The following is a 15,277-nucleotide window of genomic DNA, read 5'->3' as shown; positions in this document are numbered from 1 at the left end:
GCGGACAGGGTTGAATCTTCAGGTTGTGCGAGCACCTGGGTACTGAATCCTTTCGGAGTGCTGCGGGCGGGGGCTGGCAGGACTAGTCCTGCAAGCCTGCCTCGCTGCTTCCGCCGGTGCGGCGGCGCGGACGGCGGCGGCGGGGCTTCGAGGTGCCCTGCGCTGCGCCTTCCTCGCCGGAGACGCGGGATTCGCGATGGCGCTCGGCTTCGCGGCCCGGACGGTCCTGGCGGCCCTTGGAGTGGCCGTGGCGTGGACCGGCCTGGTCCTCGGCGCCGGAATCCTGCCGCGCGCCGCGCTCCTGGGTCTGCCCGTTCACGGTGCGGGTGCGGGTGCGCGAACCGCTGCGGCGGCGCGGGGTGCGTTCGCGGTTCTCTCGGGGCTCGCGGGAGGACTCGCGCGGAGAGCCGTCGCCTTCGGCGGCGGCTGACTTCTTGGCGCGCGGCAACCGGCCCTTGGTGCCCTTGGGGATGTTCAGGTCGGTGAAGAAATGCGGCGAGGAGGAGTAGGTTTCCACCGGCTCGGGCACGCTCAGGCCCAGGGCCTTGTTGATCAGCGACCAGCGCGGCACCGAATCCCAATCCACGAAGGTCACCGCGGTGCCGGTGTTGCCGGCGCGGCCGGTGCGGCCCACGCGGTGCAGGTAGGTGTTCTCGTCATCCGGGCACTGCAGGTTGACGACGTGGGTGACGTCGTCCACGTCGATGCCGCGGGCGGCGACGTCGGTGGCGACCAGGATCTCCACCTTGCCGGAGCGGAAGGCCTTCAGCGCCTGCTCGCGGGCGCCCTGGCCCAGGTCGCCGTGCAGCGAACCGGCGTTGAAGCCGCGGTCGATCAGCTCGTCGGCCAGCTTGGCAGCCGAGCGCTTGGTCTGGGTGAAGATGATGGTTTTGCCGCGGCCCTCGGCCTGCAGCAGGCGCGCGACCATCTCGTCCTTGTCCAGGTTGTGCGCGCGGTAGACCAGCTGGCGGATGTTGCGCTTGGTCAGCGAGCCGTCGTCGTCCGGGTCCTGGGCGCGGATGTGCGTCGGGCGGGACATGTAGCGGCGGGCCATGGTGATCACGGCGCCCGGCATGGTGGCGGAGAAGAGCATTGCCTGGCGTACCGGCGGCAGGGCGGCGAGGATGCGCTCCACGTCGGGCAGGAATCCGAGGTCGAGCATCTCGTCGGCCTCGTCCAGCACCACGGTCTTGATCTGCTTCAGGTTCAGCACGCGCTGGCGGTTCAGGTCGATCAGGCGTCCGGGGGTGCCCACGACGACGTCGGTGCCGGCCTTCAGGGCTGCGATCTGCTCCTCGTAGGGGCGGCCGCCGTAGATGGTGGTGATGGAGATGTTCGAGTGCTTGGAGGCCTGGGCCAAATCGGCGCCGACCTGGATGGCCAGTTCGCGGGTCGGGGCCACGATCAGGGCCTGCGGGGCGCCGGGGAACTGCAGGTCCCCGTAGCCGGCGTCGCCCTCGCGGATGACACGCTGCAGGGCGGGGATGCCGAAGCCCAAGGTCTTGCCGGTGCCGGTCTTGGCCTGGCCGATGATGTCATTGCCGCCTAGGGCCACCGGAAGGGTCAGCGCCTGGATGGGGAAGGGGTATTCGATGCCCGCTTCGAGCAGCGAGGCGACGATGTCCTCGCGCACGTCCAGCTCGGCAAAGCTCTGCTTCGCCGCTTCGGGGGTGCTGTCCTCTTGGGGGGTGTCGGCAGCTGGTGCCGTTAGCGTCGTGTCGCTCACGATGTCTTCAGTCTCATTTCATGTTGGCCTCCCGGCGGGGTCGACCTGCCCTGCAAATCCAGGGGGTGCGCCCGAAGGGAGGCGGGTCCAGCGGAGCCGATCGCTCGATACACGCGGGAGCCCCGCGTGGGGGTCCTGCGGAATGATGACCGCTGGGAAGTCATCAGGTAACTGGTCGTACTTTCAGCGCTGTGCGATCGGGCATCCTCAGTAGTAATACTGACCAGCATAACTTGTTTGGCCGGATTTCAGCGGTTCGTCAGCCGCGGGGCACCGTTTCGAAGTGGATCCGGCGGGTGCGCGGGTCGGCTTCCACCAGCTTCACGCTCACCAGCGTGCCGGCTTCCGCGCTGCCGCTGAAGCTGCCGGTGACCGGTTCGGTGACCAGCTGCAGCTGCCCGGGCCGCGGCTTGCCGTTGTTGTTCTCCCCGTTGGCCGCGCCCTGCGCGGCGGTGAGCACAATGGCCTGGAACTGTTCGCCGATGCGGTGCTGCAGGGTGTAGGCCTCCAGCAGGTCCACCGCGGCCCGGGCCACCTTGTTGGCGGCCGCGGAGCTGGTCCGCATCAGCTCCGGCAGCAAGGGCAGCGCCTGGTCGAGTTCATCGGGCAGCGGCTGCCCGGTGCTGAGCAGATGGCAGGTCAGCAGCACGAAGCGATCCACCAGGCGGCGCAGCGGGGCGGTGGTGTGCGCGTAGGGCGCGGCCAGGGCGGCCTGGACCAGGTCGGATTCCGGCTGGCCGGCGATGACCTGGTAGTCGGCGCCGCGGAAGAGCGAGGCGGCGCGGTGCATGATGACCAGCTGGCGCGGGTCGCTGACATCAAGGGTGTGCAGGTATTCGCCGTAGCTGATGTCCTCGGGCCAGGGGCTGCCCAGCAGCCGGGTCTGCTGCCTGAAGGCCTTCAGGTCCCGCGGGTCAGGCGGCGGCATGGTGCGCAGGATCCCGGTGCCGGCCTTGAGCATCAGGCGGGCCGCGGCGATGCCAGTGAGCAGCGAGATCTGCGCGTTGAATTCCTCCAGCGGCAACGGGGTGCGGCTGACCAGCTTGTACCCGCCGCCCTCCGGAACGATTTCCTGGTCGGGCAGGTTCAGGGAGGCGCCTCCGCGCAGCCGTTCCTGCACCAGCCGGGCCTGGCCGATCTCCGCGAGCAGCTGCAGCTGTCCGTTGTCCTCGCCCGAGTCGAGGCGCCGCTGGGCGGTTTCGTAGTCCAGCTGCGCGCGGGAGCGGATCTGCGAGCGGGTCAGCTGCACCTCGCCCAGGGCCCCGTCGGCGTCCAGGGCGATGCGCCAGTGGAAGGCGGGCCGGGGCACGTCGGGCAGCAGCGAGCCGCGGTCCTCGGAAATCAGCGGCGGGTACAGCGTGATCTTGCGCTGCGGCAGGTAGAAGGTCTGCCCGCGCTCGCGGGAGACCATGTCGAGCAGGCCGCCGAGCCGGACGAACGCCGGCACGTCGGCGATGGCATAGTGCACCAGGTAGCCGGTGCCCTTGCGTTCCAGGTACATGGCCTGGTCCAGGTCGGTGGCGCCCGGGGGATCGATGGTGAAGAACGGCAGGTCGGTATCGTCCGCGTCGGGCTCCGGCAGATCGGCGACTGCCTGCTGGGCGGCCTGCAGCGTTTGCTCGTCGAATTCGCCGGGGACCTCGAACTCGCTTTCCAGTGCGAGCAGCAGGTCGCTCAGGTCGCTGGCGGCCACCTGCCGCGGTGCGTGGATTCGTTGATCGGTCACGGTACGCCGCCTGCCTGTTCCAAGTTGAACGCTTTGCCGGGATGGTACTACCTCAACCTACACGCCGGAGCCGGGGTGAACCTAGGACCGGGGGTTTAAACGCAAAGGCCGGCCCCGCGGGATGCGGGGGCCGGCCGAGGCGCTGGCGGCGTGGTGCGCCGCCGAAAGCCAATTACTGGGCGAAGCCGACGCGGCGGACTTCCTCCGGGCCTACCTCGACGTAGGCGATGCCTGCGGCCGGCACGAGAACCTCGCGGCCCTTGGGGTCGGTCAGGGACAGCACCGAACCGCCGGCAATGGCCGCAGCAACCTTCTCGTTGACTTCTGCATTGCTCAGTTCCGACTCGAGTACGACTTCGCGGGCTACGTTCTGAATGCCAATCCGGATTTCCATGATTGTCGTTGATCCTCTCGAAAAATGTGTGCCCCTACAAGAAGGGTCCCTCAGCCACTAATCTAGCTACTTTTCCTTGGGGAACTGGGAAATTCCGCGCCAAGCTAAACGCGAGATCAGGTCGACGGCGGTCTGCTGATCCACCGAGTCGTCGCTGGTGGCCCAGTAGCGCGCCGAAACCTGGGACAGGCCGGCCAGCGCGCGCCCGGCGAGCAGCCCTTCGGCCTCGTTCAGGTCGGTGTCCTTGACCACGACCTTGGAGATGGAGGTGGCCAGGTTGTTGTTGAATTCCTCGATGCGCGCGGCGATCAGCGGGTCGGAGAGCACGTCGGATTCGAAGATCAGGCGGTAGGCCTGGGACTCGCTCTTGATGTACTGGTAGTAGGTGTTGATGGTGGCGAACACGCGCTGCCGGTTGTCGTCCGTGGACTGGATGGCCTCGTCCAGCCGGCGGTTGAAGTCCTCCAGATGCGAGTCAAGCAGCGCCAGGTAGAGTTCGCGCTTGCCGGGGAAGTGCTGGTACAACACGGGTTTGGAAACCTTGGCCACGTCGGCGATGTCGTCCATGGAGGCGCCGTGGTACCCGTTGCCGACGAAGACCTCGTGGGCCGCCTGCAGGAGCTGGCGTCGCCGTGCTTCCCTTGGCATTCGCTGCGTGCGATGTCCCTTGAGCGATTCCACTTCAGCCATGTCGACCTCGACCTTTCCAGCTACTGCAAGGCTCCGCCCACGTCATCGTGGATTTTGCAGATGACCCTGGAGCCTACTTGCAAGTAGTATTCCACGCATCGCGGTGGAAAGGTAACTTCGCGAGAAAATTAAGGGTGCGGCTACGCGGTGCGCGCGGAGGTCTCCACGGGGCAGACGGCAGGCGCCGGGGCGCTGGCCTGCGCCTGGGGTTCGCCCAGTTCAAGGCCGTAAAGCGTCTGAAGCGCGGTGACGTAGTCCGCGGTGCGTCCCTCGGAGGCGAGCTCCCGGGCGCGGACGGTGGGAATGTGCAGCAACTGGCGCATCATGCGGCGCATGGCCAGTTCGACCTCATCCGCGGCGGCGGTGCAGCCGTGCTGGGCGCGGACCCGGGCCACCTCGGCGTCGAGCACCGCCTTGGTGTGCTGGCGCAGGGCCACGATAGCGAAGTCAGCTTCGCGCTCGCGCTGGGCGGCGGCGAATTCCCTGGCGGCGGTCTTCACGATGCGGCTGGCGGCGTGCACCGCCAGGGCCTGGTCGGTCGGGGCAGCCATGCGCACCGACTCCAGGGTGATCAGCTCGACGTCGGCCATCTCGACCAGCGCCGGATCGAAGTCGTGGGTGAGCGCCATGTCGATGGCGATCAGCGGGTGGTTCTTCACGCGCACTTCCTCCAGGGCCGCGCGGTCCAGGCGCTGTCCGCCGCCGGAGCAGCCGACGATGATGTCGGCTTCGCGCAGGGCCTGGGGGAGCAGCTCGTCGGTCAGCGGGAAGCCGCCGCGCTTGCCGGTGAATTCGGCGGCGCGTCCGGAGCTGGAGTACACCGAGATGCGTTCCACGCCGCGTTCCTTCAGCAGCGCCATGGTGGCGCCGGCGTAGGAGCCGGTGCCGAAGAGCACGACGTTCTGGTCGGCCCAGGCGGTTGCCTCGTCGGTGAGTTCCTCGGCCAGGTCCAGGGCGACCGCGACCACTGACTTGCCCTGGGTGCCCAGGTTGGTGTTGCTGCCGACGTCCTTGGCGGCGCGGGTGGCGTTCTGGAACAGCCGGGTGAGGTTGCTGGTGGTGGTTTTCTCCTGCTGCGCCTGGGCCAGCGCGCGGCGGACCTGTCCGGCGATTTCGCGTTCGCCCACGACGGCGGAGTCCAGGCCTGCGCCCACGGAGAAGAGGTGCTCGATGACCGGGTCGCCTTCCAGCGCGGTCAGCTGGCGGGCCAGGAAGTCGGCGCTGAGCTCGGTGGTGGCTGCGAGATGGGCAACGAGGTGCTCGGTGGCATCCTCGACGTGCTCCACGTCCGCGTAGACCTCGAAGCGGTTGCAGGTGGCCAGCACGACGGCGCCGTTGATAGCTGCCGAACCGTTGACGGAGGCAGCAGCGAGCCCGCTGGCCGAGGCGCTGATTTGTGCCACGGTCTCAAGGTCGAGCTGCGAATGCGATGCGACAAGAGATAAGAAAACCACAATGTCCCTAGGTTAAGCTCAACGGGCCGGTTAAACAACGCAGGTCTACCTAAGGCCATCCCCCGTTAGGCGCTTAATTTCAGCGCAGAGTGAGCAAGTGTCCGGCCAAATGGGATTTCAAGGCAAGAGTTGGCAGAATTGAAGCATGACTCTGTCGCAGAACCATCCGATGATCGATGGACGTACCCAAGATTCCGCTTTGATTCAGGCCTTGACCGGCCGCGAGCCCTCGCACCACCCGGTGTGGTTCATGCGCCAGGCAGGGCGTTCGCTGCCCGAGTATCTGAAGCTGCGCGAAGGCGTGAGCATGCTGGACTCGTGCCTCGACCCGGCGATGGCAAGTGAGATTACTCTCCAGCCGGTGCGTCGCCACAAGGTCGACGCGGGAATCTTCTTCTCCGACATCGTCATCCCGCTGCGTCTGGCAGGCATCGGCGTGGACATCGTCCCGGGTGTCGGCCCGGTGCTCGACACCCCGATCCGCACCGCCGAGCAGGTCGCGGCCCTGCCTGAGCTGACCGACGAAGCCCTGGAGCCCATCCGCCAGGCCGTGGCCCTGACCGTCGCCGAGCTGGGCAGCACCCCGCTGATCGGCTTCGCCGGCGCCCCGTTCACCGTGGCAGCCTACATGGTCGAGGGCAAGCCGAGCCGCGACCATCTGGGCCCGCGCACCATGATGCACTCCGAGCCGGAGGTCTGGGACGCGCTGATGAAGTGGGCCGCCGACGCATCGGGCAAATTCCTGCGCGCGCAGGTCGAGGCCGGAGCCTCCGCCGCCCAACTGTTCGACTCCTGGGCCGGTTCGCTGTCGCTGCCGGACTACCAGAAGTTCGCCGCCCCGTACTCCGCCCGGTCGCTGGACTTCGTGCGCGATCTGGGTGTGCCGCTGATCCACTTCGGCACCGGCACGGGCGAGCTGCTGACCGCCATGCGCGACGCCGGCGTGGACGCCGTGGGTGTCGACTACCGCATCCCGCTGCCCACCGCCATCGAGCGCCTGGGCCAGGATGTCTCGGTACAGGGCAACATCGACCCGGCGTTGCTCTCCGCCCCGTGGGAAGTCCTCGAAGCGCATGTGCGCGAGGTCGTCGCCAGCGGCAAGGCGGCGCGCGGACACGTGGTGAACCTGGGGCACGGCGTCCCGCCGACCACGGATCCGAGTGTGCTCACCCGTGTGGTGGAGCTCATCCACTCCCTGTAGTCCGGCAGGACTAAGCTGGGAATGACAGGCGTCATCGCGGTGGCGGGCGCCTCGGGGGACGACCCCGGGCGCGCGCACCGCAGCAAACGATTCAAAGGCAGAAGGTGCATCGGTACGTGAGCAAGGATCAGCGCAGCGAGAACGTGGCAGAAGCTTCAACCCGGGCTGAGACGCCCAAGGCACGCCGCGTCATCGCCTCCGACGCCGCCGCCCATGCGCTGCGGCTGCTGGAGAAGGTGCGCAGCGCCACCGAAGCGCAGGCCCACAAGCGCGCCGCCAAGGACGCGGCCGACCCGGCCCCGCATGCGGTGGTCATCGGCGGCGGCGTCGCCGGCCTGGTGGCCGCGCGCGACCTGCGCCAGACCGGGCACCGTGTCACCGTGCTGGAAGCCGCGGACGGCTTCGGCGGGTGCGTGCGCCGCGCCGAGGTCGCCGGGCTGCAGCTGGATGCCGGAGCCGAGTCCTTCGCCGTGCGCGGCGGGACTGTCGGCTCCTACCTGGACGAGCTGGACCTGTCCGGCTCCATCGCCGCCACCTCCGGGGCCAGCGCCTGGCTGATCCAGGGCGAGGGGGAGAAGATCCTGGCCAACCCGCTGCCTGCCACCTCGCTGATGGGCATCCCCGGCCACGTGCGCACCGACGAGGTGCGCCACCTCATCGGCCGCGCCGCCACCGTGCGCGCCGCAGCGGACCTGATCACCCCGATGAGCAAGAAGTGGGCCACCGAGCCGCTGTCGCTGGCCGAGGTGGTGCGCTCGCGCATGGGCCAAGCTGTGCTCGACGAGCTGGTGGCTCCCGTGGTCAACGGCGTCTACTCCACCGACCCGGCGCAGATCGACATCGATGCGGCCGCACCGGGCCTGCGCGCGGCCATGCAGTCCACCGGTTCGCTGGCCCGCGCCGTGGCCCAGCTGCAGTCCTCGGCTCCGGCCGGATCCCGCGTGGCAGGGCTGGACGGCGGCATGTACACCATGATCGAGGCGCTGGCCGGCCAGCTGCAGGCCGCCGGGGTGTCGCTGGTGCGCAACTCGCCGGTCACCGCGATCAGCCGCCAGCCGCAGGCCGAGCAGCCGTACACCGTGCACACCTTGGGCCAAGAGCTGAAGGCCGACCGCGTGGTCATCGCGACCCCTGCCGAACCAGCCCTGGGCCTGCTGAACCCGCTGCTTCCGGCCGACCAGCAGATCGAGGGCCGGTCCGAAGCCAACGCCATCGCGCTGGCCACCCTGGTGGTGGACAAGCCGGAGCTGGACGAGGCCCCGCGCGGATCCGGCGTGCTGGTCTCGCGCGGCGCCCCGCTGGTGGCCAAGGCCCTGACCCACGCGACCGCCAAATGGCCGTGGCTGGCCGAGCAGGCAGGGCCGGGCACGCATGTGGTGCGCCTGTCCTTCGGCCGCATCGGCGAGCATGAGCCGATCGTCGAATCCGGCGATGACGCGCAGCTCATCGCGCAGGCGGTCAAAGACGCCTCAAAGATTCTCGGTGTTCAATTGCAGCAGGAAGACGTGCTCGGCAGCGCGGTGTCCCGCTTCAACGACATGGTGCCGCTGCAGGGCGGCGCCGCGGCGCAGCGCCGCGCCCAGGTCCAGCAGGCTCTTGACGACCTGGACGGCGTGGACGTGGTGGGCGCCTGGCTGGCCGGCACCGGCCTGGCCCGCGTCATCGCCCAGGCCCGCCGCGCGGTGGCCATCAGCGCCCGCTGAGCCCCGGAGCCGACGACCAGCGCCGAAGACCCGCGCCGCCCGGCGGCGCGCCGACAAACTTGCAGACCCAACCCAGATCAGCAGATCCAAGGAGAAACACCAGTGAGCAACGCACCGGAGCATAATTCGCCCGTTATCCGCGAACGCGAAAACGCCGGGGAGAACCCGACCTTCTTCTACACCCTGTGGACCATCTTCAAGCGCTCGGACGCAGTCCAGCGCACCGACGCCGCTGCCGCCGAATTCGATGCGCTGACCGAGCAGCTGGCCGCCGAGGGAGCCGTCGTGCGCGGCATCTACGACGTCTCGGCCATGCGCGAAGACGCGGACATCATGATCTGGGTCCACGGCCCGTCCGCGGCGCTGCTGCAGGCCTCGATGCGCAAGATCCGCCGCTCGGCGCTGCTGGCCGGCACCGAGATCGTCTACTCCACCATGGCGGTGCACCGCGAGGCGGAGTTCGCCAAGGACCACTCGCCGGCCTTCGCCCGCGGCGTGGCGGCCAAGGAATGGATGACGGTCTACCCGTTTGTCCGCTCCACCGACTGGTACACCATGGACCCGGCGGTCCGCGGCAAGATGCTGCGCGACCACGGCATCCTGGGCCGCGAATTCCCTGACGTGCTGGCCAACACCGTGGCGGCCTTCGCATTCAGCGACTACGAGTGGCAGATCTGCCTGGAAGCCGACGACATGATCGACCTGGTCGACATGATGCGCCACCTGCGCTACACCGAGGCCCGCCACCACGTGCGCGAGGAAACCCCGTTCTACACCGGCCGCCGCATCTCGGCCGCCGAAGCCCTCGAGGTGCTCCAGTGAACCAGTCTTTCGACCCGCGCACCGGCTACGACCGGAACGGGCGCATGATCCCGAAGTCCTATGACGCGGTGCTGCTCGCCTCCTTCGGCGGGCCAGAGGGACAGGACGACGTCATCCCGTTCCTGCGCAACGTCACCGGCGGGCGCGGCATCCCGGACGAGCGCCTGGAAGAGGTCGCGGTGCACTACCGCACCAACGGCGGCGTCTCGCCGATCAACGCGCAGAACCGCGCGCTGAAGGCCGCGCTCGAAGCCGAGTTCGCCGCCCGCGGCATCACCGTGCCGATCTACTGGGGCAACCGCAACTGGCACCCGTTCGTGAACGACACGTTGGAGCAGATCGCCGCCGACGGGCACCGCACCGTGCTGCTCATGGGCACCGGCGCCTACTCGGGCTACTCGGCCTGCCGCCAGTACCGCGAGGATTTGGGCATGGGCCTGCGCGCCACCGGGCTTGAAGGGGTGGTGGAAGTCGACAAGCTGCGCCAGTTCTTCGACACCCCGGCCTTTGTGCAGCCATTCATCCAGGAGCTTCCCGGCTCTCTGGCCTCGGTGCGCGAGCAGCTGGCCGCCGCCGGGAAACCGGAGGGGAAGATCAAGATCGTGTTCGTCACGCACTCGATCCCCCTGAGCGATGCGAACGCCGCAGGTCCCGAAGCCATCCGGAGCACGCTGGACGAGAACCTGTACACCGCCCAGCACCGCGCAGTGGCCGAGCACATCCTGGCCAACGTGCCCGAGGCCGCCGGCCTGGAGCATTCCCTGGTCTACCAGTCCCGCTCCGGATCCCCGCACACCCCGTGGCTTGAACCGGATATCAACGACGCGCTGGAAGAGGACGCCGCAGCCGGCGTGGCGGGCGTGGTGGTGGTGCCGATCGGCTTCATCTCCGACCACATGGAGGTGCTCTGGGACCTGGACACCGAGGCCAAGGACACCTGCGCCGAACTGGGGCTGGCTTTCGCCCGCGTGCCCACCCCGGGCACGCACCGCGCCTTCGTCTCGGGCCTGGTAGACCTGGTCGAGGAGCGGCTGGCCGGCCCCGACGGCAAGCCGCTGCGCGAAGGACGCCTGTCTGAAACCGCGCTGGGCCCCTGGTTCGACGTCTGCCGCCCTGGCTGCTGCGAAAAGCTTGCCATGGACGGCACCCTGCGCCCGACCATCGGCGCGGTGGATTCAGAGGTGGGAGTGCCGCAGCCATGACCCAGTCCTTCCGCGTAGGAACCCGGGGCAGCGCGCTGGCCACCACGCAGACCGGATGGGCTGCCGACCAGCTGGCGCAGCTGTCCGGCCTTGAAGTCGACACCGTGCTGGTGAAGACCGAGGGCGATGTGGTGACCGGTTCGCTGGCCAACCTGGGCGGCACCGGGGTGTTCGCCGCCGCGCTGCGCCAGCACCTGCTGGACGGCGGCTGCGACCTGGCGGTGCACTCGCTCAAGGACCTGCCCACCGTGCAGCCCGAGGGCCTGGTGCTCGCCGCCATCCCGCCGCGCGAGGACGTGCGCGACGCGCTGTGCGGCCGCGACGGAATGACCCTCGACCAGCTGCCCGAAGGCGCGAAGATCGGCACCGGATCCCCGCGACGCGCCGCGCAGCTGCGCGCCTACCGCCAGGATCTGGTGATCGTGGACATCCGCGGCAACGTGCCCACCCGGCTCGGCCGGGTCAAGGGCGTGGGGGACACCCACGACGACGGCAGCGTGGGCCGGGCCACCCAGGGCGACCTGGATGCGGTGATCCTTGCCGCTGCCGGCATGCGCCGCCTGGGCCTGGAGCAGCACATCACCGAGTACCTGGATCCGTCCATCATGCTCCCGGCCCCCGGCCAGGGCGCGCTGGCGCTGGAGACCCGCACCGCGGGCACCGGCCATGCGGAACTGGACCAGGCGCTGGCCCGCTTCGATGACCTGCACACCCGTTTGCAGGTGGAAGCCGAACGCGCACTGCTCAACCAGCTGGAGGCCGGCTGCGCCGCGCCGATCGGCGCGCTGGCCAGCGTGCAGGACGGCGAGCTGGTGCTGGACGCCGTGGCCTGCAACCCCGACGGCTCCGAGGTCATGCGCCGCAGCGCCAAGGCCCCGCTGGCCGACGTCGTCGACGCCCAGGCGCTGGGCCGCAGGCTGGCCAACGGCATGCTGGCCGACGGCGCGGCGGTCGTCGCAGGGCTGGCCTGACCGGCCCATGGTCTACCAGGCTCTGATCCTGCGCGATGCGGCCCGCGCCGCGGCCACCGTGCGGGAATTCGAGAAGCTGGGCATCACCTCCTGGTGCTCCCGGCTGATCGACGCCATCTGGCCGCAGGACACCGCAGCGCTGTCGTCCATGGCGGCGGCGCTGCGGGACGGATCCTACGACTGGCTGGTGCTCACCAGCGCCACCACCGTGGCGGTGCTGCGCGAGCTGCTGGACGGGCGGCCGTTGCCGCGATCCCTGAAGCTCGCGGTCGTCGGAGCGAAAACGGCCCAATCGGCCAGCGAACTGCTGGGCCTGGAGACCGATTTCCAGCCCGAGGTGCAGTCCGCCGCGGGCATGGCCGCGCAGTGGGCCCCGCCGGCCGGGGCGCGCATCTGCTACCCGCACGGGGATCTGGCCAGCAGCACGCTGGGCGATTTCCTGGCCGGACTGCCGGTGCAGGTGGACGAGGTCATCGCCTACCGCACCGTGGATGCCGGCACCCAGGGCCGCCCGGTGCCCGGCCCGCCCGCGCCGGAACACGTCACATGCCTTGATCCAGCGCTTATCGGTGCGAAACTGGAAGAACTGGATTTAGTGGTGTTCAGCGCCCCGAGCATCGTGCGGCGCTTCGCGCAGCTGGCCGGAGGCCGGTTGCCTGCGCGCGTCCACACGCTGGCCATCGGCCAGCCCACCGCCCGCGCGCTGGAAGCCGCAGGGCTGCCGGTGCACGGCACCGCGCAGGACCCCGGACCGGCCGGACTGGCCAGGGCAGCGCGCAGCGTGCTGGGAATTGGCTAGGCCGCGCCGGCGCACGACCGCGCAAGACTTTTCAAGAAGCAAGAGTAGAACTGGAGATACGAAGCCATGGGTTTCCCTCAGCATCGACCACGCCGCCTGCGGCAGAACCCGGCCATCCGCGCGCTGGTTGCCGAAAACGAGCTGTCCGCACGCCAGCTGATCCTGCCGGCGTTCGTGCGCGAGGGACTGAGCGAGCCCAACGAGATCACCTCGATGCCCGGCGTCTACCAGCACACCATCGACAGCCTCAAGGCCGCCGCGGCGGATGCGGTCAAGCTGGGCCTGGGCGGCATCATGCTCTTCGGCATTCCGGCCGAACGCGATGAGAACGGCTCGGCGGGCATCGACCCGCAGGGCATCCTGAACCGCGGCATCGCCGCAGTGCGCGCCGAGGTCGGCGACCACCTGGTGGTCATGTCCGACGTGTGCCTGGACGAGTTCACCTCGCACGGCCACTGCGGCGTGCTGGACGCCGACGGCGCCGTGGACAACGACGCCACCTTGGAGATCTACGGCCAGATGGCTGTCGCGCAGGCCCAGGCCGGCGCCCACATGCTCGGCCCGTCGGGCATGATGGACGGCCAGATCGGCGCGATCCGCGAGGCCCTGGACGCCGAAGGCCACCTGGACACCGCAATCCTTGCCTACAGCGCCAAGTACGCCAGCGCCTTCTACGGACCCTTCCGCGAAGCCGTGGACTCCCAGCTGAAGGGCGACCGCCGCACCTACCAGATGGACGCCGCCAACCGCCGTGAAGCCATCCTGGAAGCGGAGCTGGACATCGCCGAGGGCGCGGACATGATCATGGTCAAGCCGGCCATGAGCTACCTGGACATCGTGCGCGACGTGGCGGAGATTTCCCCGGTGCCGGTTTCGGCCTACCAGATTTCCGGCGAGTACTCGATGATCGAGGCCGCCAGCGCCAACGGCTGGATCGACCGCAGGGCCTCGGTGCTCGAATCCCTGCTGTCCATCAAGCGTGCGGGCGCCGAACAGATCCTCACATACTACGCAGCCGAAGTTGCCGGCTGGCTCAAGGAAGGTAAGTAAGACGCATGTCGAACTCTGAAAAGCTTTTTGCCGAGGCCCGCGAGGTCATGCCCGGCGGCGTGAACTCCCCGGTGCGCGCCTTCGGCTCGGTCGGCGGCGTCCCGCCGTTCATGGTCGGCGCCAAGGGCGCCTACTTGACCGACGCGGACGGCAAGGAATACGTGGACCTGGTCTGCTCGTGGGGTCCGGCGCTGCTGGGCCACGCCCACCCGCAGATCCAGGCGGCAGTACACGCAGCGGTGGACCGCGGCCTGTCCTTCGGCGCCTCCACCCCGGACGAGGCGAAGCTCGGCCAGCTGATCAAGAGCCGCATGGGCGGCGTGGAGCGCCTGCGCATGGTGTCCACCGGCACCGAGGCCACCATGACCGCGGTGCGCCTGGCCCGCGGCTTCACCGGCCGCGAGCTGATCATCAAGTTCTCCGGCTGCTACCACGGCCACCTGGACGGCCTGCTGGCCGATGCCGGTTCGGGCGTCGCCACCCTGGCCCTGCCGGGATCCGCCGGCGTCACCGCCGCCACCGCCGCCGAAACCCTGGTGCTGCCGTACAACGACCGCGCCGCCGTTCAAGCCGCCTTCGCCGAGCACGGAAGCAACATCGCCGCGGTGATCACCGAATCCGCACCGTGCAACATGGGTGTGGTGACCCCGGAGGAGGGCTTCAACAAGTTCCTCAAGGACACCACCGCCCAGCACGGCGCCCTGCTGATCCTGGACGAGGTGCTCACCGGCTTCCGCGCCTCGGATGCCGGCTACTGGGGCCTGACCGGACGCGTGGAAGGCTGGAACGCCGACCTGTACACCTTCGGCAAGGTCATCGGCGGCGGCCTGCCGACCGCCGCCCTGGGCGGCCGCGCCGAGGTCATGGACTACCTGGCCCCGCTGGGCCCGGTCTACCAGGCCGGAACCCTGTCAGGCAACCCGGTGGCCATGGCCGCCGGCATCGCCCAGCTGGAGAACGCCACCGACGAGGTCTACGCGTTCCTGGCCAAGCAGTCCGCCGCCCTGCAGGACGCCATCACCTCGGCCTTCAACGCCGAGGGCCTGGACCACTCGATCCAGCGCGCCGGCACCCTGTTCTCGGTCGCCTTCGGCACCTCCGCCACCGGCGTGCACAACTACGCCGACGCCCAGAAGCAGGAAGCGTTCCGCTACGCGCCGTTCTTCCACTCCATGCTGGACTCGGGCGTCTACCTGCCGCCAAGCGTGTTCGAAGCCTGGTTCGTCTCCGCCGCGCACGACGACGCGGCGCTGGAAAAGATCGTCTCGGCCCTGCCGGCAGCTGCCAAGGCCGCGGCGGCCGCCACGGCCTAGGTTATTCGTCCCGGCAACGGGCATCGCAGGCTCCCCGGACATCTGCCCGACACCATGTGTCGTGCCAATGGGCGGGGAGCCTGCTGCGTTAAATGTGGGTTTCGTCTTCCCAATCCGCGAGTCCTGAGTCACAGGGCTTTGCTCCAAGGCGCCGGAGCTTGACGCAGACCTGCCCGCCGGCGTTGAGTGCTCCGAGCGGCGTGGACCGCGAAATCGACCCACGTCA

The 15,277-nt window shown here is 69.1% G+C and carries 13 protein-coding genes; 8 read left to right on the top strand and 5 right to left on the bottom strand.

Annotated elements, in window-relative coordinates:
- Nucleotides 1–82 precede the first annotated feature (82 nt).
- The 5 genes from ACTX90_RS11555 to ACTX90_RS11535 all read right to left on the bottom strand — a co-directional run bounded on the left by ACTX90_RS11555 (nucleotide 83) and on the right by ACTX90_RS11535 (nucleotide 5,990).
- Nucleotides 83–1,726: a DEAD/DEAH box helicase gene (locus ACTX90_RS11555; protein ID WP_443442112.1), complete on the bottom strand. Its 1,644-nt coding sequence runs from the start codon at nucleotides 1,724–1,726 to the stop codon at nucleotides 83–85.
- A 259-nt stretch (nucleotides 1,727–1,985) separates the two neighbouring features.
- On the bottom strand, nucleotides 1,986–3,452 hold the full coding sequence (locus tag ACTX90_RS11550; protein WP_443442111.1) for an RNB domain-containing ribonuclease: 1,467 nt from the start codon (nucleotides 3,450–3,452) through the stop codon (nucleotides 1,986–1,988).
- 172 nt (nucleotides 3,453–3,624) lie between these two features.
- Nucleotides 3,625–3,846: a DUF3107 domain-containing protein gene (locus tag ACTX90_RS11545; RefSeq protein ID WP_053798445.1), complete on the bottom strand. Its 222-nt coding sequence runs from the start codon at nucleotides 3,844–3,846 to the stop codon at nucleotides 3,625–3,627.
- 66 nt (nucleotides 3,847–3,912) lie between these two features.
- The gene (locus tag ACTX90_RS11540) at nucleotides 3,913–4,494 is read right to left on the bottom strand and encodes a TetR/AcrR family transcriptional regulator (protein ID WP_443442110.1); all 582 of its coding nucleotides are present in this window, start codon (nucleotides 4,492–4,494) and stop codon (nucleotides 3,913–3,915) included.
- Nucleotides 4,495–4,676: 182 nt separating this feature from the next.
- The gene (locus ACTX90_RS11535) at nucleotides 4,677–5,990 is read right to left on the bottom strand and encodes a glutamyl-tRNA reductase (RefSeq protein WP_047119550.1); all 1,314 of its coding nucleotides are present in this window, start codon (nucleotides 5,988–5,990) and stop codon (nucleotides 4,677–4,679) included.
- Between the two features lie 145 nt (nucleotides 5,991–6,135).
- On the opposite strand from ACTX90_RS11535, the gene hemE reads away from it, so the two are divergent.
- The 8 genes from hemE to hemL all read left to right on the top strand — a co-directional run bounded on the left by hemE (nucleotide 6,136) and on the right by hemL (nucleotide 15,051).
- The gene (gene hemE / locus ACTX90_RS11530; RefSeq protein WP_047119549.1) at nucleotides 6,136–7,191 is read left to right on the top strand and encodes a uroporphyrinogen decarboxylase; all 1,056 of its coding nucleotides are present in this window, start codon (nucleotides 6,136–6,138) and stop codon (nucleotides 7,189–7,191) included.
- A 116-nt stretch (nucleotides 7,192–7,307) separates the two neighbouring features.
- Nucleotides 7,308–8,894 (top strand): protoporphyrinogen oxidase, encoded by a 1,587-nt coding sequence (gene hemG / locus ACTX90_RS11525; RefSeq protein ID WP_181728015.1) that lies wholly within the window; start codon nucleotides 7,308–7,310, stop codon nucleotides 8,892–8,894.
- Nucleotides 8,895–9,029: 135 nt separating this feature from the next.
- A complete protein-coding gene (hemQ, locus tag ACTX90_RS11520; protein ID WP_047120809.1) occupies nucleotides 9,030–9,716 on the top strand; it encodes a hydrogen peroxide-dependent heme synthase in 687 nt (228 codons plus the stop codon).
- Nucleotides 9,713–10,918, top strand: a complete 1,206-nt coding sequence (locus tag ACTX90_RS11515; protein WP_443442109.1) for a ferrochelatase — start codon at nucleotides 9,713–9,715, stop codon at nucleotides 10,916–10,918. The genes hemQ and ACTX90_RS11515 overlap by 4 nt, the downstream gene beginning before the upstream one ends.
- Nucleotides 10,915–11,889, top strand: coding sequence for a hydroxymethylbilane synthase (hemC, locus tag ACTX90_RS11510; RefSeq protein WP_443442108.1), 975 nt, complete (start codon nucleotides 10,915–10,917; stop codon nucleotides 11,887–11,889). Before ACTX90_RS11515 ends, hemC begins: the two co-directional genes overlap by 4 nt.
- Before the next feature lie 7 nt (nucleotides 11,890–11,896).
- Complete coding sequence (locus tag ACTX90_RS11505) at nucleotides 11,897–12,688, top strand: uroporphyrinogen-III synthase (RefSeq protein ID WP_443442107.1); 792 nt, start codon at nucleotides 11,897–11,899, stop codon at nucleotides 12,686–12,688.
- A 66-nt stretch (nucleotides 12,689–12,754) separates the two neighbouring features.
- Nucleotides 12,755–13,738: a porphobilinogen synthase gene (hemB, locus tag ACTX90_RS11500; RefSeq protein ID WP_443442106.1), complete on the top strand. Its 984-nt coding sequence runs from the start codon at nucleotides 12,755–12,757 to the stop codon at nucleotides 13,736–13,738.
- Between the two features lie 5 nt (nucleotides 13,739–13,743).
- On the top strand, nucleotides 13,744–15,051 hold the full coding sequence (hemL, locus tag ACTX90_RS11495; RefSeq protein ID WP_443442105.1) for a glutamate-1-semialdehyde 2,1-aminomutase: 1,308 nt from the start codon (nucleotides 13,744–13,746) through the stop codon (nucleotides 15,049–15,051).
- Nucleotides 15,052–15,277 lie beyond the last annotated feature (226 nt).

Origin of the sequence: Glutamicibacter soli (assembly GCF_052322135.1) — a bacterium.
GTDB classification, from domain to species: domain Bacteria; phylum Actinomycetota; class Actinomycetes; order Actinomycetales; family Micrococcaceae; genus Glutamicibacter; species Glutamicibacter soli.
The sequence above is the reverse complement of the archived record's forward strand: the minus strand, read 5'-3'. Positions and strand labels throughout refer to the sequence as shown.